17 protein-coding genes, 1 pseudogene and 1 riboswitch are annotated in these 19,649 nt (G+C 39.6%); of the genes and pseudogenes, 9 read left to right on the forward strand and 9 right to left on the reverse strand.

Annotation, left to right across the window (positions count from 1 at the left end):
- The first annotated feature begins 28 nt into the window (after positions 1-28).
- Together QNN06_RS16325 and QNN06_RS16330 are read left to right on the forward strand one after the other, a co-directional pair.
- The gene (locus QNN06_RS16325) at positions 29-922 is read left to right on the forward strand and encodes a permease (protein ID WP_481819262.1); all 894 of its coding nucleotides are present in this window, start codon (positions 29-31) and stop codon (positions 920-922) included.
- Between the two features lie 13 nt (positions 923-935).
- Positions 936-1,814, forward strand: coding sequence for a TIGR03943 family putative permease subunit (locus QNN06_RS16330; RefSeq protein ID WP_213119708.1), 879 nt, complete (start codon positions 936-938; stop codon positions 1,812-1,814).
- Between the two features lie 70 nt (positions 1,815-1,884).
- On the opposite strand, the gene QNN06_RS16335 is transcribed toward QNN06_RS16330, so the two are convergent.
- From QNN06_RS16335 to QNN06_RS31400, 4 genes and pseudogenes are all read right to left on the reverse strand, one after another.
- Positions 1,885-2,100 carry a hypothetical protein gene (locus QNN06_RS16335; RefSeq protein ID WP_213119707.1) on the reverse strand — a complete coding sequence of 72 codons (216 nt, stop codon included), beginning with the start codon at positions 2,098-2,100 and terminating at the stop codon, positions 1,885-1,887.
- Positions 2,101-2,129: 29 nt separating this feature from the next.
- A riboswitch (cyclic di-GMP riboswitch) is annotated at positions 2,130-2,213 on the reverse strand.
- Between the two features lie 239 nt (positions 2,214-2,452).
- Complete coding sequence (locus tag QNN06_RS16340) at positions 2,453-3,670, reverse strand: metallophosphoesterase family protein (RefSeq protein ID WP_213119706.1); 1,218 nt, start codon at positions 3,668-3,670, stop codon at positions 2,453-2,455.
- A gap of 337 nt (positions 3,671-4,007) precedes the next feature.
- The gene (locus QNN06_RS31395; protein WP_213119804.1) at positions 4,008-4,949 is read right to left on the reverse strand and encodes an alpha/beta hydrolase; all 942 of its coding nucleotides are present in this window, start codon (positions 4,947-4,949) and stop codon (positions 4,008-4,010) included.
- A 1,026-nt stretch (positions 4,950-5,975) separates the two neighbouring features.
- Positions 5,976-6,611, reverse strand: a pseudogene (locus QNN06_RS31400) (flavin-containing monooxygenase); the annotation flags it as partial.
- Between the two features lie 369 nt (positions 6,612-6,980).
- Here QNN06_RS31400 and QNN06_RS16350 point away from each other — a divergent pair.
- Positions 6,981-7,760, forward strand: coding sequence for an alpha/beta fold hydrolase (locus QNN06_RS16350; protein WP_217037073.1), 780 nt, complete (start codon positions 6,981-6,983; stop codon positions 7,758-7,760).
- A 162-nt stretch (positions 7,761-7,922) separates the two neighbouring features.
- Here QNN06_RS16350 and QNN06_RS16355 read toward each other — a convergent pair whose 3' ends face one another.
- Positions 7,923-9,626: an NAD-dependent malic enzyme gene (locus tag QNN06_RS16355; RefSeq protein ID WP_284035444.1), complete on the reverse strand. Its 1,704-nt coding sequence runs from the start codon at positions 9,624-9,626 to the stop codon at positions 7,923-7,925.
- A 310-nt stretch (positions 9,627-9,936) separates the two neighbouring features.
- On the opposite strand from QNN06_RS16355, the gene QNN06_RS16360 reads away from it, so the two are divergent.
- The 3 genes from QNN06_RS16360 to QNN06_RS16370 all read left to right on the forward strand — a co-directional run bounded on the left by QNN06_RS16360 (position 9,937) and on the right by QNN06_RS16370 (position 12,142).
- The gene (locus tag QNN06_RS16360) at positions 9,937-10,242 is read left to right on the forward strand and encodes a DUF4257 domain-containing protein (RefSeq protein ID WP_213119703.1); all 306 of its coding nucleotides are present in this window, start codon (positions 9,937-9,939) and stop codon (positions 10,240-10,242) included.
- Positions 10,243-10,408: 166 nt separating this feature from the next.
- Positions 10,409-11,212 carry an alpha/beta hydrolase gene (locus QNN06_RS16365; protein ID WP_217037069.1) on the forward strand — a complete coding sequence of 268 codons (804 nt, stop codon included), beginning with the start codon at positions 10,409-10,411 and terminating at the stop codon, positions 11,210-11,212.
- Between the two features lie 126 nt (positions 11,213-11,338).
- On the forward strand, positions 11,339-12,142 hold the full coding sequence (locus tag QNN06_RS16370; protein ID WP_217037068.1) for a metallophosphoesterase: 804 nt from the start codon (positions 11,339-11,341) through the stop codon (positions 12,140-12,142).
- A gap of 63 nt (positions 12,143-12,205) precedes the next feature.
- Here QNN06_RS16370 and QNN06_RS16375 read toward each other — a convergent pair whose 3' ends face one another.
- Entirely contained in the window at positions 12,206-12,910 is a 705-nt protein-coding gene (locus QNN06_RS16375) for a hypothetical protein (RefSeq protein WP_217037067.1), read from the reverse strand.
- Positions 12,911-13,038: 128 nt separating this feature from the next.
- Here QNN06_RS16375 and QNN06_RS16380 point away from each other — a divergent pair, with 128 nt between their 5' ends.
- A complete protein-coding gene (locus tag QNN06_RS16380; RefSeq protein ID WP_284035445.1) occupies positions 13,039-13,803 on the forward strand; it encodes a DUF3891 family protein in 765 nt (254 codons plus the stop codon).
- 153 nt (positions 13,804-13,956) lie between these two features.
- On the opposite strand, the gene QNN06_RS16385 is transcribed toward QNN06_RS16380, so the two are convergent.
- Positions 13,957-15,501 carry an ATP-binding protein gene (locus QNN06_RS16385; RefSeq protein ID WP_284035446.1) on the reverse strand — a complete coding sequence of 515 codons (1,545 nt, stop codon included), beginning with the start codon at positions 15,499-15,501 and terminating at the stop codon, positions 13,957-13,959.
- 171 nt (positions 15,502-15,672) lie between these two features.
- Between QNN06_RS16385 and QNN06_RS16390 the strand changes: the two genes are divergently transcribed.
- Entirely contained in the window at positions 15,673-15,852 is a 180-nt protein-coding gene (locus tag QNN06_RS16390) for a small, acid-soluble spore protein, H family (protein ID WP_217037063.1), read from the forward strand.
- A 513-nt stretch (positions 15,853-16,365) separates the two neighbouring features.
- Here QNN06_RS16390 and QNN06_RS16395 read toward each other — a convergent pair.
- A complete protein-coding gene (locus QNN06_RS16395) occupies positions 16,366-17,292 on the reverse strand; it encodes an alpha/beta hydrolase family protein (RefSeq protein WP_284035447.1) in 927 nt (308 codons plus the stop codon).
- 339 nt (positions 17,293-17,631) lie between these two features.
- Between QNN06_RS16395 and QNN06_RS16400 the strand changes: the two genes are divergently transcribed.
- Complete coding sequence (locus QNN06_RS16400) at positions 17,632-18,072, forward strand: GNAT family N-acetyltransferase (protein ID WP_284035448.1); 441 nt, start codon at positions 17,632-17,634, stop codon at positions 18,070-18,072.
- Between the two features lie 253 nt (positions 18,073-18,325).
- Here the strand turns inward: QNN06_RS16400 and QNN06_RS16405 are convergent, their stop codons facing one another.
- Positions 18,326-19,636 (reverse strand): TRAP transporter large permease, encoded by a 1,311-nt coding sequence (locus tag QNN06_RS16405; RefSeq protein WP_213119693.1) that lies wholly within the window; start codon positions 19,634-19,636, stop codon positions 18,326-18,328.
- Positions 19,637-19,649: the final 13 nt, after the last annotated feature.

Raw genomic sequence — 19,649 nt, forward strand, 5'->3', positions numbered from 1 at the left:
AATTGCTATGTTTTTTTATAGCTTTTTCATTTCAGGAGGTTCTCCTATGAATCAATTATTGCAATTAAACACGATATTTATCAGTATCATAATAGAAGCAATTCCTTTTATTGTGATTGGAGCTTTTGTGGCGGCTTTAATCGAAGTATTTGTGTCGGAGAATATGATTGTTCGTATCATGCCGAAAAATAAGATTCTTTCGGTAATAACTGCTAGTTTAGTAGGCGCAATATTTCCAGGCTGTGAGTGCGGGATTGTTCCCATTACGAAAAGATTAGTTGAAAAAGGTGTGGCCCTTCCCGCCGCGATTTCGTTTATGCTCACCGGTCCGATTATCAATCCGATTGTTCTTTTTTCAACGTATATCGCCTTTGGTAATAGCTGGACGATGGTTTGGTATCGAGCTGGGTTTGCCATCGTGGTTTCTATCTTAGTTGGGATTGTTCTTTCTTTTGTCGTTAAAACAAATCAATTGAGAATGAACGCTGACGAACATGTTCATGTCCATGACCATTCGAAACAAAATACGAAGCAAAAATTGGTCAGTGTGATCACGCATACCATCGATGAATTTTTCCACGTTGGAAAGTACTTGGTGATGGGTTCGTTAATCGCTTCAGCGATGCAAACCTATATTCCGACTTCGACATTGGCGACTCTTGGACATTCAAAAGTAGCGGGTGTTCTTGTCATGATGGCGCTGGCGTTCATTTTGTCAATTTGTTCTGAAGCGGATGCGTTTGTTGCTTCGTCTTTCAGAAACACATTTTCACAAAGTTCAATTGTGACGTTCTTGGTGTTTGGTGCAATGGTTGACATCAAGAACCTGCTGATGATGTTCGGAACGTTTAAGCCAAAATTCGTCATCCTGCTTGTTTCGTTAATTTCAGCATTCGTATTTATCGGGTCATTACTACTGTAAAGGAGGGGGAAAAATGTTTCGCGTCGTGATTTTATTATTGTTTACCAACTTGTTTTTCTATTTACATTTATCAGGAAACATTTCTAAGTATATCAATATGAAGTATTCCTTTCTTTCCTACAGTATGATTTATGCGTTATTTTTCCTGACTATTGTAGAAGGAATCAGATGGTATCTTAAAGAGAAAAAGTCGGAGAAGCAATTGGAATGTGTTGAATGCCATCATGATCATGCACATGAACATGATCATGACCATAAAAAACCGTCGTTTGGGAAAAAACTAAAAAGAACAGTTTCTTATACGATGATTATTCTTCCCGCTTTGACAGGAGTGTTTTTGCCGGTTGCGACTCTTGATTCACAATTAGTTAATGCCAAAGGATTTAGTTTCCCTACATTAGAAGACGGGGCCGACCGTTATGGCATGCACCAAATTTTAAATCCGGACATGAGTAAATTTATGGGTCAGGATGCGTTTACGGAATTGGTTAAAAAGGAATTCAAATCGTATAAAGGAAATGACCATATTACCCTAACAGATGAGGACTATTTAAAAGGTCTGGAAGTCATCTATAACTATTCCGGTGAGTTTGTTGGGAAAACCGTAACGATGAAGGGTTTTTCATATAACGGTCCGGGGTTAAACGGCAACCAAATCTTTTTATTCCGGTTTGGGATTATCCACTGTATTGCCGACTCTGGTGTGTTTGGGATGATGATTCAATTCCCTGAAAATGTCCACATTCCAAATGATCAGTGGTACGAGGTTACGGGAACGGTGGACACGATGTATTACCAGCCTTTTAAAATGAAAATCCCTATTTTAAAAGTGACGGATTATAAAATTATTGAGCAGCCAAAAGATGCTTATGTTTATAGGAATAGTTTTTAATATAAAAAAGAAAGCTCCAAGCACTTTAAAAAGTCCTTGGAGCTTTCTTTTTCGAGTGGCTTCTCCACCTCTAATCAGAAAAGCCAGAGTGGAAAAACGTCTTTTTTCTATCGTAGCGTTCTAAGGCAACCAAAAATAACCTTCTCTTCAACAATTCATTTTCTAACAATTTATAATTTTTGTCTGCCATTTTTAGTAATGCCGTTATGTACCCCTCTATAATATTTTCATCACTAAGTTCCACCACATCCAATTCAAATTCTTTGTCACAAGCATAAGTAGTCAAATTGAAATCCCCCTAAAATATCTACTATTTTAGGCAGCTCAGCCATCGTAGTTACAAACCTTAGACCTGAAGCTTTGCGTCCCAACCTTTCGAGTGGTTTGCCTTTTTCTAAATAAACTAATTATTTATATTATATTACAATTTTTTCAAATATTACATAACAAAAATTTTTTCTGGCAAACATAACCAAGAAAAGTGACAGTTTTAAATTTGTTTCCATTGTTAACATCCCTGCCAGCTTTCGTATTGGCAGGGATGTTAAATAAAACTATAATTTTTTTAAACGTCCAGTTTGGATTTGAATTGATTACGTTATGAAAAAAATAATCGAATTGAATTCAATTCCTAAGATCTATCTTCTTACCACTTTTTCATTCTTTTTGCCTTCATCTATTGGCCCAGGTGCAATACTTTGGTCATTGGCTGTCAAATCGATGCCATAATCTTTAGCAAACACCATATGAGTTTCCACCAGCACGTCCTTTGAGTTTTCGTCTAAATTGAAAACCCTGGCACCGCGCAATCTGTTTCGATCAGCCCCCGAAAGGCCGTATGCACCAAAACCAGTGCTGCCGGAATAGCCGAGCAGGATTCCATAATAGTTACCCATATAAGTATTAACGTGGTCATGACCGCAGAAGACCCCCTTGACATCTCCTCTTTCCAGCATAGCTGAAAACATTCCGCTGTTGATTGGCCCCGGACATTCCTCTTCATTTCTTTCTCCAACGATTTTGTGTTTGTTTACAGCATTTGCGTGATCTGCATCCGTTCTTCCGTCCACACTTCCGAACCACATAAATCTATGTTCCCAGAGTGGGATATGAATAAATACAAGCGATGGAACCTTGTGCCCCCATTGCTGCTCCAGTTTTTTCGATGTCTCATAATACCAGCTGACCTGGTTCATACGAAGCCAGTCCCATGTCGGGTATCCTTGAAAATTTTGTCCCGCAATCGTTTGAGGGGCATATCTTCCACTGTCAAGCAGCCAAAGGTTGAATGCCGCATCTGTACCTTTAGAATTTTTGATAAGAAGATTCATGTTTCCAGTACCCGTAATGTCTTTAACCCCAGGTGTGTTCATATTGTATCGGTAAGACATATAAATGCCCAACATGTCCTCCTCATTTAGGCCGCTTTTCGGAGTGGAATCCTCATCATGATTTCCGTATGTAATGGCCCACTTAATCCCTCTTTGCTCCATCGGCTGCGCCACATTGTTGATGGCTTGTTTCATTTCGGTAGGGGTGTCACAGCCCCCAGTGATGTTGTCTCCGTTAAGGACCACAAAATCCGGTTTCTCTGTATCAAGGACTTTTTCCATAAGCTGTATGGTACGGCGGTCAATATTTTCATCATCCTGTGTATCATTAAACTGCACGATCTTGAATTTTCCGTCTGGATTAAATTGAAGTTTCATATCATTATTTAATTCGGCATAAGCTGTCCCAGTAAACAAATCTTTTGGAAGGCCAGCTGCTCCCAGTGTTAAGGCGAGTGTACCTATTCCCCCTATTTTAATAAATTTTCTTCTGTCCATCTCCTTGTGTGAATCTAAATTACTCATAGCAAATCCTCCTCAAGTTTTTATGTGCACAGTTTAAAAAATATATCTATTAATAAAATAGCAAGGAGATTTTAATTCTCTATATGGCTTTTGTAAATTATTGATTATAAATTGGTAAAGAATTCAAGACATAAATAAATCCACCTGAGCCCAGCTACTCGAGGTGGATTTATTTTTATTAAATTCGCAATCAAGGTCAGTTGTTTCACATAAAAAACATGTGATTGGGCCACCCTGTTTTCATTTGACTATTTATTACTTATGTCACTTTTACAATGGTTATAAAAAATATTTGTCCCGTCCAGTTATGAGTTAGACTCCTAAATCAGCATTCTATCTATATAGTTTTTACAGCACTAAAAGCTTGCTTCAATGCATTGGCCGCCTGGTTGATGGCGTTATGCGCTTCTGCCAGCACCCCTGGCATCCAGAAGAAGCCGTGAATCATTCCGTCATAGCGAGTCACTTCCACCGGTACACCTGCTGCTTTCAGCCGTTCTGCGTAGGCTTCCCCTTCATCGCGCAACGGATCAAAGCCTGCCGTAATCACCAGTGCTGGCGGAAGGCCGCTTAAGTCCTCTGCCAATAAAGGCGAAGCATACGGATTTTGACCATCCTCTTCATTTCGAAGATAATGATTCCAGAACCAGACCATTGTATTCTTTGTTAAAAAGTAACCCTCCGCATTATCACGATAAGAGTCCGTGTCATAAGCGTGATTTGTGACAGGATAGATGAGCATTTGATAGGCAAATGAAGGGCCTCCCTGTTCACGAGCCATCAAAGCCACAACTGCAGCAAGGTTTCCGCCGGCACTGTCACCGCCTACGGCAATCCGCTCAGGGTCCACTTGAATGGATGCAGCATTTTCCGCTACCCACTTTGCGGCCGCATAAGAATCCTCGGCAGCAGTCGGGAATTTGTGTTCCGGCGCCAAGCGGTAATCGACGGATACGACAACACACCCGGCTCTGTTTGCTAACATACGGCAAGGTACATCAACCGTATCCAGGTTGCCGATGACCCAACCTCCGCCATGGTAGTAAACCAATGCTGGGAATGGCCCTTCACCCGCCGGCGTGTAAATGCGAACAGGAATTTCCCCTTCAGGCACAGGAATCGTCCTGTTTTCTACTTTGGCTACCTCTTCAGGAGCACCTGCTAATAGACTAAAGTCACCCATCCTGGCAAGTTCAGGAGTAAGCAGCTCCATTGGCGGCGCACCGGCGGACTCTAATTGTTTTAAAATAAACCACGCTTGCGGATCAATGTTTGACATGAAAAATCCCTCCTTCACTTTGCTATCATCTGTGCTATCATGTGCTAGCACAGAAGTAAACCCTTCATAGCCTCTTGCTGCAATATCATCACAAATGATGCGATACAATCCAACTCCTCCGGCAAAGGCAAGGAATCCGCGCGGCTTGCCGTCGATATTCGCACCCATGTACCAGGAATCTGTTTTAGTTAGCAGAGACATGTCGGCAATAGCATGGCATTGCTGGCTCCAGAATGCTTCCGCCTTTTCAGTGGCCTCAAATGCTTCCAAATGATGCTCACGAAGATAATCAATGCAATCAGCAACCCAATCCACATGCTGCTCAATCGAAACCATCATGTTGCTTAGAACCGATGGGCTTTGCGGACCGGTCAGCATAAACATATTCGGGAAGCCGGAAGTGGCAAGTCCAAGATAGGTCTTCAACTCTGAGCCATCTGCCCACTTATCCTTGAGTGAGACATCGTTTTTTCCACGAATATCAATTTTAAATAAAGGTCCTGTCATGGCATCAAAACCAGTCGCAAACACAAGGACATCTAATTCATACTCGTTGTCTGTCGTCTTGATTCCATCTGGAGTAATTTCCATAATTGGCGCGGCCTTAATATCAACAAGTGAGACATTTTCTCGGTTGTAGGTTTCAAAATAGTTGGTATCTATGATAGGTCGTTTAGTGGCGTAGTAGTATGTCGGCATTAACTTTTGTGCTACTTCGGGGTCATGAACAATTTGTTTAATCTTGGAGCGGATAAAGGATGCGGCGGTTTCATTCGACTCTGGGAGCATGGCTATATCATTGTAGTTGTAGGTAAGTGTAAATAGTCCGCCCTCTTGCCAGGCTTTTTCATATAAACGTTCCCGTTCTTCTGGGGAATCCTCCAGGGCAGACCGCATTCGAGGTCCATACGGTACACCGTGCTGCGAGTAACGCATGAGTTGTTTAGTCTCATCATAATTTTCCCAAGTCTTCCTAATATCCTCTTCCTCAAGGGGATGATTTTGTGCCGGACAGCTATATTGCGGTGTCCGTTGAAAAACGGTGAGGTGACCCGCTTCTTTGGCAATAACCGGGATTGCCTGAATTCCACTTGAACCAGTTCCGATCACCCCGACACGCTTGCTGCTAAAGTCCACCTTCTTGTGCGGCCATCTTCCTGTGTGGTACATCTCGCCCTTGAAGCTGTCTAACCCCTTAATTTTAGGGATGTTAGAAGAAGAAAGACAGCCTAACGCGGTGATAAAGTATTCAGTAACGACTGAAGTACCATCGTCCATGCGAATCTCCCAGTTCCGGTTTTCTTCATTGTAGCGAGCGGCTGTTATTCTTGTCTTGAACTGAATGTCTCGCCTTAGGTCCAGTTTATCTGCCACAAAATTTATGTAGCTTAAGATTTCCGGCTGCTCAGCATATCTGGATGACCATGTCCATTCGTTCAAAATCTCTTTTGAAAAAGTATAATTGTAGTAAATACTTTCGATGTCACAACGTGCACCGGGATAGCGATTCCAATACCAAGTGCCCCCAACATCATCTGCAGCCTCATAAACGCGAACCGAATACCCGGCCTCCCGGAGCCTATGAAGCATATACAACCCAGAAAAACCAGCCCCAACTACTACAGCATCAAACACACGACCACTTTGTTGATTCAATGCCATTTACAAATTCCTCCTTTGGGATATGGGGACGATTCTCATGTTTTACTATGTATTTTCCATGACCACCTGATTGAAACGGCATGATGCAACAGAACGTCCCCGCGCCAACTGTAAGCGCTATCAAATATATTCTTTCTGGATGATTAAAAGTCCTTTTAACAGAATAAATTTTTTGGGAGGATCGGTTATGGGATGGTTCCTGTGGTTCATTAGCCAGCACTACAACCACAAATTAAATATTTTTAAAAGTTTATCCTAAAGACAGTATAAAAAACGCTATAATTATAACAACATGCATATTTATCACAATTAAATTAGGATTCTTTGCTCTATAATAATAGAATAATACATTAATAGGAGGAGATTACCTTGCTTTGCGCGTCGGTAAACGGAGTCAATCTCTACTATGATCGATTAGGCAGCGGCGATCCGCTCGTACTCATTCATGGGTTGGGGGAACGAAAAGAAGGCTGGAAATTTCAACATGAGCTGGCCGAACACTTCGATTTAATTATCCCCGATTTACGGGGCTTTGGAAAAACCAGGTGTTCAGAAAGTCAGGAAATAACCATTAACGCGTTTGCAAGAGACATTGTTGAATTATTGGATCAATTAGGCTTGAACGAAGCGCATATCCTTGGCTTTTCAATGGGCGGTATGGTTGCTCAGGAAATTTATAAGATACGTCCGGAAAAAATAAAGTCTCTCATCCTTGCAAACACTCTTTTTTATGTGCCGAAGTGGTTAAAAAAACTATTGCTGCGGACAAACAAAAAATTTACAAGTAACTTGACGATTGAAAAATTCCACACAGGAGCGACTTCGAGATGTTTGCATGATAAAAATGAAGAAACCGTTCAAAAAGTCATGCCTATCTGGTCCGAACATCTTGACGGATTTCTTCCAGGAGTACGCGAATGTTTGGAAATTGATTATCGGCAAACATTGAAAAAAATGAATGTTCCTACTTTAGTCATTTCCTGTCAGAATGACAGAATTTGTCCCCCCTTCAATCAAAAAAGAATGCATAAGTTAATACCAAACTCCAAGTTTTATACGATCAAAAAAGCGGGCCATGTGGGGAAAATTGAAAGGACAGGTGAATTTAATCGTGTGGTATTACACTTTTTAACATCTGGCTCTGCCTGAAAGTATAAGTGGATAGGGACAATCTCCTTTAGAAAAAAAGATAAAACAAAATTTGAAAGACCGAACATGCAGTCCATGTCCGGTCTGATTTCATCTTAGGGGTCAACTCAAAAAACCTGTACCAAGTACGATGCACAAGATCCGTCTCCATGCATCACTCTTTTAAATACTTGTCCAAATTCCTACACTTTTTATTACCTTATATTCAGGTTCCCACATGGCTTCGGTAACTGCTTTCTCCACATTCTGAATGTCCGCCCTCGCTATTCCTTCGTTTATGGCCGCTTTGGCTACTTCAACGGCTACGTATACTGATACTGCATGCAATTTTTCAATAGGTGGCAGGAGCGATGCACCTGATGTGCTAGTGTCTATCATTTGGGCAACGGCATTTGCTGCAGCTGTGAACATACCTTTTGAAATGATTTTAGCTTTTGCCACAACGGCACCAAGTCCAAGCCCTGGGAATACAAATGCGTTGTTTGCCTGCCCAATTTCGTAGGAAACTCCCTTGTATACTACAGGATCAAACGGGCTGCCAGTTGCAATTAACGCCTTTCCTTCCGTCCATTTGATTAGGTTTTCTGGGACTGCTTCAGCCAGTGCGGTTGGGTTGGACATTGGGATGATAATTGGCCGTTCAACATGCTTGGCCATTTCTTTTACAATTTCCTCAGTAAATGCGCCCGCTTGTCCGGAAGTACCGATTAGAATGGTTGGTTTTACCCTCTGGACTACTTCGATTAATGAAATGATGCCATCCTCATTCCGATCCCAGTCCCTTACTTCTTCCGCTTTCCGCAAATAAGGTTTCTGGAATTTCAAGACGTCCCCAGATTCATCAGTCAACAACCCCCGGTAATCAATTGCCCTGAAACGGTCATAGGCCTCTTCCCTCGTTAAACCTTCAAGAATCATAGCATCTACCAGTTGGTCAGCGTTTCCAATGCCGGCCGACCCTGGTCCGAAGATTACAATCCGCTGATCCTTCAGATATGTGCCTGTGACTTTCAAGGCAGACATAATCGCAGCAAGGGTAACGGCACCTGTTCCCTGGATGTCATCGTTGAAGGTAAGGATATTGTCACCATATTTGGCCATGATGTTGCGTGCGTTCACATTTCCAAGATCCTCCCAGTGAAGAAGCACTTCAGGAAAAAACTTTCTGGCTGTATGGATGAATAAATCAATGAACTCCTCGTACCGTTCACCTCTAACACGCGCGAATTTGTTACCGATATAGATAGGATCAGAAATCAACGTCTGGTTGTTCGTACCAACATCTAGGACAACTGGCAGAACGCGGCTTGGATCAATACCGGCAGCTGCTGTATAGACGGCAAGTTTACCTATAGCTATATTAATGCCGCCTACCCCTTGATCCCCTATTCCGAGAATGCTTTCCGAATCCGTAACAACGATTAAATCAATCCCATTTTTAGGCAGATCGAGATTATGAAAGGCTGTTTCAATGCCGTCTGGGTCATCAATGGAAAGATACAAGCCACCCGGTCGGCGGTAGGTATGGGAGTATGTCTCAATCGCTTCACCTACAGTCGGAGTGTAGATAATCGGAAGCATTTCTGCTAAATGCTCCTTCAAAAGACGGTAAAACAAAACAACATTGCGGTTATACAAATCATAAAGCACGCCGTTTTTGAACAGATTGGTGGTCCTCATCGAATATTGCTCATAGACCTTTTTCACCTGTTCCTCAAGCGTGAGCACCCGAGGTGGCAGCAAACCATCGAGTCCAAGATCCTCCCTCTCTTCTTTCGTAAAAGCCGTTCCTTTATTCAAAAAAGGATTAGAAAGAACTTCTTTACCTCTAAGCGATGTAATAATCACATGTTCAGGAACATTCATGGATTCTCCCTCTTTCTAAAGTCTCATTTATCAATAGGTTGATGCATGGGGACGGTTCTCATGCATCATTTACGAGATGGATGATGTATAAGAACGGTTCTCTTGACTCATTTTCAATAAAAATGAGGCAAGAGAACCGTCCCTATGTTTCATATTGGGAAATTTTTTGGAATTTAATGGTACATTCATCAGGATATCAAATATCAGTATTTTTTTCATATACTAGTGAGTTTCCAAGTTTAGTATAATGGTAATACACCAAGATTTACCTTAGGTCCAAAAAATTAGGCTTAAGGAGAGTGAGAAACAGGTGTTAGTAAACATTATTTTCTCTTTATTAATTGGTGGGACAGTTGGTATTTTGGGACATGTTCGGAAGCATGGGAAAATTATTATGCCGCGCCGAACTAAAAAGTTTCTTTATCTCGGGTTTCTTGAGGAAATGCTTCTAGGTGCCATTGCTGCGCTTCTTCTCGTTTTTTATACCGCTCCTAATTCCTTTATCGAGAATATCTTCTTCTCGCTAATTGCCGGAATTTTAGGTGATGCAGCACTTACAAGTTATAAAATTATCAGACAGCACAATGAAGAGAAAGCAAAATCCAACAATCAATAACGGCAAAGGAATACTTTTCAACCCCACAGCATCAGTCTTAACTGATGCTGTTTTTTGTTATTCAATCCATTATAAACACTGGCTTTATCTACATAAGTAATTTTGTAATGAATTGCTAAAGGGAGACAAAAACTAACAAAAATATTTCAGTTAAAGGAGTTAGGACATGCAATTAAAAGCACCCGAACCGTTTACCTTTGAAAGCGGCGACCGCGCAGTTTTGCTTCTTCATGGTTTTACCGGCAACACAACAGATATACGAATGTTAGGCCGTTTTTTAGAAGAAAAAGGCTACTCCTCCCATGCGCCCCTATATAAAGGACATGGCAGCGCCCCGCCTGAAGAGCTTATGAACTCCACATCGGATGATTGGTGGAAAAGTGTATTGGAGGGTTATCAGCTGTTAAAAAATAAAGGCTACGAAAAAATCGCAGCAGCGGGAATCTCACTTGGTGGAGTTTTTTCTTTAAAGCTCGCTACCGAGGCCCCGCTTGTTGGTGTTGTCCCGATGTGTGCACCATTGGGATTCAAAAATAAAGAAACACTGCCGAACATGGTACGTGCCTATGCTAAACAGTACAAGGAGTTACAAGAAAAGACAGAACAAGAGATCAATAGCGAATTGAGTGCATTTCAGGATAACAGTATGCCGGCGGTCGAAGGTTTACTGAGGCTAGTATCCGATGTTTCCTCTCAGCTGCATAAAATAAAAGTCCCAACTTGCATCGTTCAAGGCAGGCTTGATGATATTATTGATATGGAAAGCCCGCAAATCATATTCAACGGGATTCAATCTGCCAAAAAAGAAATCAAGTGGTATGAGAATTCGGGCCATATCATTACACTCGATGATGAACGAAATCGTGTCGAGGAAGATGTGTTTCAATTTTTGGAGCAATTGAATTGGGAAAATGATGAACAGATTATCCCTTCTATTCAAGAAACGGAAGCACCGCAAATATGGTGGTAATTTTTAAAAGGTGCCGGGCACTACTCTTAAATGGGTGGTGCCCGGCACTTTTTTGCTTTAATAAAGGAAATTGGATTGGTTTTAAAGAAATTGTATGAAGGACTATTTTTACAGGGAGGACTGTAGATGAAAATCGCGATTTTGTCAGATATTCATGAAGGCTTGAATCGAAAACGGACTCAGAGCCAAATCATGGATGTTTTGTATAAATGGATAGAAATCAATCGGCCCGATGTGTTTATGATCAGCGGTGATATGACAGCGGGTCCGGATAAAAGCCTTGCTTTTTTGAATAAGCTTCAACATGATTTTCCGAAGACTAAGTTCTTATTTGTCCACGGTAACCATGATGTCTATCATGAAGATTCGCAGGCGGCTTATGAAAAATTGCTTCAATTCCCAGGGAATCTTGGAAATGGCCCGGTTGAATTAAATGGGGACTGGGTCGTTATTGGTGATGGCGGTTGGTATGATTATAGTTATCAAATTGAAGGGTACACGGAAGAACAATTTAGGATCGGCACGTTCAACGACTTTACCTGGCCGGATAAGCAATATGCCCATTGGCCAGGTTCGGATGGCGAAGAAACGGACCGCTACGTCCAAAAGCTGGAGAAGTGGCTGCACGAGTATCGCGGGAAAAATATCATCATGGTCACCCATGTCGTTCCCTTTCAAAAATTCTTGCAAGTGAAGAATGACCCTTCTTGGGACTTTTTCAACGCCATGATGGGCAGTGAACGCTTTGGTGAATTGGCATTGAAATATGGTGTAAAAAAATATATTTTTGGCCATATCCATACCAGATACCATGAGCACTATAACGGAATCGAAATGATCTGCAACCCGTTAGGATACTATCCACATGAATGGAATCACCAATCAGTGGAAGAAGAGATTTTTTCGACAATCAAAGTCATTGAGATTTGATGTCCCCTGTTGACTAGAAAAAGCCGTTTTTTCTCCATAGCTCGAAAAAACGGCTTATATTATTTATCGATTCGGACGCTTATCCACCGGCATTTTAACTTTATAATCTGTCCTAAAAAAACTATAAATAGGCCCTGACAATTTTGAATGCACAACGGTTGTTGCGGACGCGGGATTTCCAATATTTAAGGATATCGTGACATGATCATCGTTCGGGTAATTAGGATCATAGATATTAATGGACAGACTGTTCTCATTCAAGTGATACCCATATGCAAGAACCTGATGATTTTTTCCAAACTGAAAAGGATTGAGGGATTTTATTCTTACCAAACCAAGCGGTGATAGCTTTCCATGATCAAGATCATTTTTAATTCTTGGCCATTCCTTTATTATCATTCTCCAAGACCTTCCGTGGGGAGCAGCCCCTATTTTACTAGCCAATGTTTCATCATCCCGGAGTACAGGATTCATCAAAACTAAATATTTTATAAAACCCAAGGGCAAATTTAAACTATTAATCTGCCGGTTAACGATATAGTCAAATAACGGACCAGCGGATGGGGCTGTCGGATTAGAGGGGATTGGCATGTTTGCTTCAAAGTAGTCCATGACAGCAAAAACCATTCCGCCACAAAGGCCATAAGATGCATCACCAATTGTAATCTGCCTACCCAAAATATCAAATTTCTTTATCGGAACATTTGGAAAGCTGTTTCCGAATTTAAATCCAGCTGAGCTTGGTCGAAACTCTGATAAGTTTGGCATCATGACTTCCCCCAATTGCATGTAAATAAATAAAAACATATAGCCGAATCGTCTACAAAATTATGCATTTCTCCTAATCCCATAAATATTTATTAAGAAAGAGCATTTCTAGAAAGGAGTGAGGGAAAATGATTATTTATGATCAGGAAGACAGCTTTATTATGATAAAACAGGATGACCACGCCAGGATATCAGGCATATTTGCACAGTCCTGGAAAAATGATTATTTTTGCGGAATGGATTTAAAAGATGAAGTGGTTCTAGCCATAAGTGAACACGATCGCGGCTGGATTGAGGCTGATGAATGGCCTTTATGGAATGACGAAAAAGACAAACCATACTCATTTATCGATCACCCCATGACGTTAAAGACTGCTATTTATAAAAAAGGAATTGATGAAGTAGAATTAATGAGCAAGTATGCCAGTCTTCTCTGCAGTTTGCATTTTGTTTCTTTTCTGCAGAACGAAGTCCATCCCCTTGCAAGGGAATTTGTGACGGACGAAAGAAAAAGGCTCCAGTACCTATTTAAGGATTTGGGAATCAAGGGAAATAAGGACATGGAAAACCTGTTCATGTATCACCTTAAAATTCTAAAGTTTTGTGATAACCTCTCCCTTTATATCTGTCTGAACGAACCTGGGATAGAAAAAGCAGATGAGCACCCCTTTTTCCGAAACGGATTTCCGGAAGCGTTTCCATTCGCAAATGACCAGCCCATCCAGGCACACTGGACGGATCGGGAAACAGTTGAACTTTCACTCTCTCCTCTCTCCAAGCAGTTACAGGTTTATTTACCTTTTAAGGAAGTTAACAAAGAAGAAATAATGCTAAACGGTCTATTGAAAGCTTATGCTGAAACACAAGAAACGATTAGAAAAGTCGCGTTCTGATGCACGGGAACGGTTCTCATGTCTCATATGCGCTAGAATGTGAGGCAAAAGAACCGTCCCCATGTTTCATCTTTGTGAATCCAGGACTTTTATTTTCGATTTTTCATCTATATTTGCGAATCTTTTTTTAGCAACAATTTTTTAGAAAAGATTTTAGCTTTCATAAACAATTTTGTTTTTTTGAGGACTTTCAAATGAAATAGTAAAAGTGGTGCCTTGATTCAAGTTGCTATTCACATGAATTGATCCCTTATGGTTTTGGATGATCTTATAGCTCACCATCAGCCCTAAGCCATTCCCATCTTGCTTTGTCGTAAAAAAAGGCTCTCCGAGTTTTTTAATCTGTTCTGTCTCCATCCCTATTCCTTCATCCTTTATGGTGATTACTATATTTTGCGTTGTCCTTTCCAGCAAAATATATATCTTACCTCCAGAAGGCATAGCCTCGATAGAATTCTTTAGTAAATTTAATAACACTTGTTTTAATTGATTTCTTTCGCCAGAAATGATGACATCCTCTATGGGAAATTCGTATTCAATTTCCACATTTTTCAGATTTGCTTCCGGCTCAAGAAACTTAATCACACTGGTTAAGATATTATTAATATTACATTCATTATATTGAATCTGATGTGGCTTAGCAAAAATCATCAATTCACTTACAATGAAATTAATACGATCAATTTCATCAAGAATGGTGTCCGTATAGTAGTAAGGTTCTTTTCCATTTTGATTCATTAGTTGTACAAATCCCCTAATGGTTGTTAACGGGTTTCGAATTTCGTGGGCTATGCCAGCAGCCAATTCTCCAATCATCGAAAGTTTCTCGGTATTGCGTAGCGTTTCTTCTGAATTCCTTTTTTCAGTAATATCATATTGAATGGAGATATGTTTATAACGCTCTCCATTTGAATCAACAAACGGAATGATTGTTGTATCTAGCCAATATTTTGTCCCATCCTTCGCTTGATTAAGAATTTCGCCCTTCCATACATTTCCACTTTCAATTGTTTCCCATATTTCATGGAAGAAAGCTGGCGGATGAAAGTGAGAAGAGTATATATCGTGTGTTTTCCCTATTAATTCTTCTATTGTATATTGATATAAATTGCAAAATTTATCATTTGCATATAAGATTTTATCTTCGTGGTCAGATATTGCAAAAATGGTCGCTTCATTTAAGGCCCTCTCTAAATCTGCATACTCTCTAAGTGTCATTTTTAAATCCTCTTTCGACTCATCTAAGGCAATTTTAATGTCTGACATCTCCACAGAGTAAATATTCAATAGAGTTTTGGAAATAAGCTGGAATAAATATTCAATTATTTTTATCACTTCAAAGTAGTTTTTTATGGAAATCCTCTCATGAAGCAATTCTAGTTCAAGCAAATCGATAATTGAATATCGAGTTAAGTACAAGAAATGGATAGATTGATCCAACGAAGCTTTAGATTTTATTAATTGAAGACCAAAGACTTCAACAAATTTTACAAAGTTCATTTTGTGTTCTTCAGTCTGGCTAATTAAGAACTCTCCTATATGAATGAATAAGTTTTCCACTGAATGCCTTGGAAAATCCAATTCCTCAACTATGGGGTTGAAGAAATTATCTTGTCCAAATGGTGACTCGATTCTTTGAAAAATCTCCCCACTCAATTCTTTTATTTTTGAACCAATATACTCGTAATGTTTGCTCATCGTATCCCTCATAAAAAAGTAATATTATACTTAAATATTAGACACAATTTTACTAAATTCCTCTTTTCGAAAAAATTTCGACAGGTGATGGCATTGCTTTTTTAATTTGTGCTTGGTTTATTTTCTTATAATGTTATGGCTTTTTGGAAAAATAACATGGAGGTGATGGAAATGGATCTAAATAGAGCCAAGGAAATATTGGCAGCAGAAAATGAAATAGCGGTTCAGTACCACGGTATTCCAGTTTGGATTGAAAGCATTGAAGACACTTCGAGTATGGCGTTAGTTTCCCAAAGAGGGACCCATGATGAAAAGCGGCTGGTTTCAATTGATGGTTTGGCGGAGAAATGAAAAGAATGTTAAGTGAAAGGCTGAATCGTAATGGCGATACAGCCTTTTTATTAGAGGAACGGTTTTACTACTTTCGCAGACCCACGAATTTTTCATGCTCTTCTTTTATCAGAAGAATGAATTGCTCCCTTTCCGAATCCATACTAATAATTTTTTTAACATTTGTTTCGTTGCTTAAAAAGCGCTTCACTTTTCGGTTGTTATAAATAATATATTGGTATCGATAATCTTTTTCTAGCTCTGAAAACCAAGCCTCGTCTTTTAACCTGATAATGTTCTTTTCAAACTTGGCGGTGGGATTGGGGATTAAATGTTCAATAATTTCGCCTGCAATATCTATTAGAAAGTCAATAACGAGAATAACTGCTCACCCCTCCGAAAAACCCTACTACACCCATCCCTCAATATATTACCATACAAACCAAAAGACCGTACATGCTGCAACATGTCGGTCTGATATTCGGCGACTCTCTAAAGGACCATAAAATGATGCATGAGAACCGTCCCCATGCCTCAAACTGAATGGATCCAATCGGCGATATCATTTATTACCTTGCTGTCAACGTTTTGGGTAACTTTGTACTCTTTTTGGACTTTTAGGATATTACCATAGATGGCTGGCATAAATAGGTGGTTTAGGTTTGGATAAAGTTTAAATGTTACATTAGGATTTTGATCCAATTGCTTTTTGTAAGCTTCAAAATCATCTTCTACGGTTGATTGAACATCTTTTTCCCCTTGTATGATTAAAACCGGTTTATCCAAGTCCTTAAGATAATCAATGGCTGGGTGTTCACCCATTTCTTTAAGATAATAAGCTTTAACGTGTTTCCCTAAAACGGGTGTTGATTTTGCCTCTTCATCTGTTAGGTTGTAAATGTTATCAAACTTGGATGATAAAGCGGCTACCTGCTTCTTTGCAATGAATCTTATAACCCTGTTCAACGACTTTAATGCAAGGTCATTTTGTGTCATCATGATTTCTTCTAATTTTCGTGGTGATCCAGCCATAATGATAATGCCGGCAAAATTTCCGCCTTCCGCGTCAATTCTTGGTGCTAACATCCCCCCCATACTATGGCCGATGATAAATATTTTATTAGAATCAATCCGTGGATCATTTCGTAACAAATCAGCAGCGAGTATGGCATCTTCAATGGTTTCTTCTCTAACAGACAATCCATTATCGTGTTTCAACTCTTTACCGTAAACGAAGGTTCTCTTGTCATAGCGAATGACGGCAATACCTCTTTCCGACAAACCTTCGGCAAATTCTTTAAAAATATAATTATTTCCTACTTTGCCGTCCATATTACTTGGGCCGGAACCGTGCACCAAGATCACCGCTGGAATGGTACCATTCCTCTCTTCAGGAATGGTCAACATCCCATTAAGCGGGTACTTTGTTCCTGCGCCAACCACAATTTTTTCGTCAACCATTTTATGTCCCTCCACTATTTATCTCAATTTAATCACTTGGCATTTTTGTTTTAAAAGGTAGTTAATTTGACCTATCGCATAACACAGGATTATTTTACCATAAAATTAAGATTTTGTTAGATTGTTAGAAGAAATTAAACAAAGACTTGTACGGCATGCGCGGTATTCGAACTTGAGTTGTGATTGGCTGCCAAAGTCCTTTATATGTACTTTTTTAAAATCCCTTTCTTCGAAGGTGTGCTTATATAAAAATTATATACAACTTTTACCTAATAATTTATAATTTTCCTAATAGATTTGGAATTTATTTTTTAAAACTAAAAGGAGAATAAAAAACACATGTCTATTTCATTGCGACCGATAACTAACGAAAATTGGGAAGATTGCATTGAATTGCAGGTTGCCCCTCACCAACAGTCCTTTATTGCCTCAAATTTATATTCGCTGGCTGAGTCAAAATTTGAGCAATCCTTTGTACCGATGGGAATTTATTTAGATGATAGAATGATAGGATTTCTGATGTACGGCAAGGACCCGGAGGATGGTACCTATTGGATTATTCGCTTTATGATAGATCAGTCCTTTCAAGGAAAGGGCAATGGCCGAGCGGCTTTATCACAAGCCGTAAGCCTTCTTGCAAAGCTCGAGGACTGCAGCGACTCCATCATCCTTGGCGTAAAAGAAGAAAATACAGACGCCAATCGATTTTACCAAGCATTAGGGTTTCATGATACCGGGCGTAGGGAACATGGAGAAATATTGTTAGAATATGTGTGGTGAGACATGGAATGAAACATGAGGACGGTTTTCATGCTTCATTTACCTCTGCCAATAACCTTCAAATATCAAATAAAGTGATGGCTCAAGTCGGAAATTCCATTGAATGGATTGTTACGTAGTTTAAAATTCTGTCTTCCAGTTTGAAAAATATTAGAAAAGTAGAGTAGTCCATTTTTTGAACGGACTACTCTACTTAAAAAGATAGTCTAACATTAAGGTCAAACTGAATATATTGAGGCTGTTGTTTGATTCTTTATGACCTCATCGTATTAGGCAAGAAAAGCGCAATTTCAGGAAAAATATAAATCAAGATTATAAGAAGTAAAATTGGAATCATGAAAATCAATGCGCCCTTGAATATATCAACCAATTCTAAATCATCTGAAACACCTTTTAGTACGAAACAATTCATCCCTACAGGTGGGGAAATTAAGGCCATTTCTACTACAAGGACAATGATGACTCCAAACCAAACTAAATCAAATCCTGCCATTTTGAGAACTGGCATAAGAATAGGAATAGTTACCACCATCATTGCAAGAGTATCCATTAGCGCTCCCAAAATAATGTACATTATGATGATTAATATAAAAATCATTGTTGGTGTTAGATTCTTATCAAATAGGAAATCAGCCAATAAAATAGGAAGACGAGTAATAACCAAAACATAGTTTAAAATAAATGCGCCCATTAAAATAGCAAACATAAATCCTGTTGTTTTTATCGTACTGAAAATAGCCTCAGCAAATTTATGAAATGTTAGTTTTTTCCTTATTAAACCAATAATAAATGCACCAAAAGCACCCACCCCTGCTGCTTCAGTTGCAGTAAATAATCCGAGATACAGGCCGCCAATAACTATTAAAAACATTATGATAATACTAATATTTGACTTTAAAGAAATAAATCGCTCTTTCCAGCTAACACTTACATCTACAGTATTTGATACCAAACTCGGCTTCACGATGACGCTAATGACAATTGTTAGCATAAAGAAAATAGTCAACAATATACCAGGAATAACACCGGCTGTTAAAAGGGCACCTATGGATTGTTCTGTAATCATTCCATAAATGATAAACGTGGTACTAGGGGGAATTAAAATACCCAATGCGCCGCCTGCCACAATGGACCCACCGGTTAAACTTTTACTGTATCCTGCTTTTAACATTTCCTTGGAAGCAATGACTCCCATTGTTCCTGTATTTGCGACACTCGAACCGGAGGCAGCCGCAAACATAGCCGAAGAACCAATCGTTGCTAGTCCGAGTCCACCTTTAAACTTTCCAAACCATTTTCGAAATGTATCAAACAATTCTTCACTTATACCAGCTGTATATAAAAACTGCCCCATCAATACAAATAAAGGGATCGTCGAAAGAGTATAGCTATAACTCTGATACCATACGATACTATCAATTGATGTCATGAGGGTATTCCATCCCTTTAGATAAATGATAGCTAATGCTGCAGGAATTGCCATAGCAATAGCAATCGGGATTCGCATGAACATTAGAATAAAAACTGAAATAATAACGATTACTCCAACCACTTCCACTGACATTTTCTCACTCCTC

Origin of the sequence: Neobacillus sp. 114, assembly GCF_030127045.1 — a bacterium.
GTDB classification, from domain to species: domain Bacteria; phylum Bacillota; class Bacilli; order Bacillales; family Cytobacillaceae; genus Neobacillus; species Neobacillus rhizophilus.

Coding starts and splice junctions, on each gene's coding strand:
- QNN06_RS16400 (WP_284035448.1), top strand. CDS start 17,632: ATGTCTATTTCATTGCGACCGATAACTAACGAAAATTGGGAAGATTGC.
- QNN06_RS16405 (WP_213119693.1), bottom strand. CDS start 19,636: ATGTCAGTGGAAGTGGTTGGAGTAATCGTTATTATTTCAGTTTTTATT.
- QNN06_RS16375 (WP_217037067.1), bottom strand. CDS start 12,910: ATGCCAAACTTATCAGAGTTTCGACCAAGCTCAGCTGGATTTAAATTC.
- QNN06_RS16390 (WP_217037063.1), top strand. CDS start 15,673: ATGGATCTAAATAGAGCCAAGGAAATATTGGCAGCAGAAAATGAAATA.
- QNN06_RS16395 (WP_284035447.1), bottom strand. CDS start 17,292: ATGGTTGACGAAAAAATTGTGGTTGGCGCAGGAACAAAGTACCCGCTT.
- QNN06_RS16340 (WP_213119706.1), bottom strand. CDS start 3,670: ATGAGTAATTTAGATTCACACAAGGAGATGGACAGAAGAAAATTTATT.
- QNN06_RS16365 (WP_217037069.1), top strand. CDS start 10,409: ATGCAATTAAAAGCACCCGAACCGTTTACCTTTGAAAGCGGCGACCGC.
- QNN06_RS16355 (WP_284035444.1), bottom strand. CDS start 9,626: ATGAATGTTCCTGAACATGTGATTATTACATCGCTTAGAGGTAAAGAA.
- QNN06_RS16385 (WP_284035446.1), bottom strand. CDS start 15,501: ATGAGCAAACATTACGAGTATATTGGTTCAAAAATAAAAGAATTGAGT.
- QNN06_RS16330 (WP_213119708.1), top strand. CDS start 936: ATGTTTCGCGTCGTGATTTTATTATTGTTTACCAACTTGTTTTTCTAT.
- QNN06_RS31395 (WP_213119804.1), bottom strand. CDS start 4,949: ATGTCAAACATTGATCCGCAAGCGTGGTTTATTTTAAAACAATTAGAG.
- QNN06_RS16370 (WP_217037068.1), top strand. CDS start 11,339: ATGAAAATCGCGATTTTGTCAGATATTCATGAAGGCTTGAATCGAAAA.
- QNN06_RS16380 (WP_284035445.1), top strand. CDS start 13,039: ATGATTATTTATGATCAGGAAGACAGCTTTATTATGATAAAACAGGAT.